Here is an 865-nt window from a genome sequence, read left to right on the forward strand (position 1 = left end):
AGTCAGCGACAACATCCTGCGGCTGGTGCTGTTCTACAGCCGCAACCTCGCGGTGCCGGCGCGTCGTGGCGTCAATGATCCCGAAGTGCTGGCCGGCAAGAACCTGTTCTTCCAAGCCGGTTGCCAGTCGTGCCACACCCCGAAATACACCACCGCCGCCAACGCGGCCGAACCTGAACTGGCCAATCAAGTGATTCGCCCGTACAGCGATCTGCTGCTGCATGACATGGGCGATGGTCTGGCCGACCACCGCACTGAATTCCAGGCCTCCGGCCGCGACTGGCGCACCCCGCCGTTGTGGGGCATCGGCCTGACGCAAGCGGTCAGCGGCCACACCCAGTTCTTGCATGACGGCCGCGCGCGCAATCTGCTCGAAGCCGTGCTCTGGCATGGCGGCGAAGCGCAGCAGGCGCAGCAACAGGTTTTGTCTTTCAACGCCGAACAGCGTGCCGCGCTGCTGGCGTTTCTGAACTCACTTTAAACACTTAAAAGAATCGGGAGCCCGACATGTTCCGTCCCAAGTTGTTGTTCACCAGCCTTGCCGCACTCGCCCTCGGCGCCTGCTCGCCGCAGGACCCGCAAGCGGTCACCTCGGCGGCCATCGCCAAATCGGTGATCCTGCCGACCTACACCCGTTGGGTCGAAGCCGACAGGCAACTGGCAGTCAGCGCCCTCGCCTACTGCCAGGACAAGGAAACCCTGGAAACCGCCCGCGCCGACTTTCTCCACGCGCAGAAAGCCTGGGCCGAGCTGCAACCGTTGCTGATCGGGCCGCTGGCCGAGGGCAACCGTTCGTGGCAGGTGCAGTTCTGGCCGGACAAGAAAAACCTCGTCGGTCGTCAGGTCGAGCAACTGGTCGTCGCCC

General features: G+C 63.9%; 2 protein-coding genes. Both read left to right on the forward strand.

What is annotated here, in order from left to right; genetic code table 11:
* Window positions 1-481 (forward strand): di-heme oxidoredictase family protein (locus tag DBR24_RS34130; protein WP_256591914.1); only part of this gene is annotated, 481 nt, incomplete at its 5' end.
* Between the two features lie 26 nt (window positions 482-507).
* Window positions 508-865, forward strand: a 358-nt coding sequence (locus tag DBR24_RS27780; RefSeq protein WP_305889151.1) for an imelysin family protein, incomplete at its 3' end; no start/stop codon positions are given.

The organism is Pseudomonas sp. HMWF006 (assembly GCF_003061205.1).
In the GTDB taxonomy this organism is placed as follows: domain Bacteria; phylum Pseudomonadota; class Gammaproteobacteria; order Pseudomonadales; family Pseudomonadaceae; genus Aquipseudomonas; species Aquipseudomonas monsensis.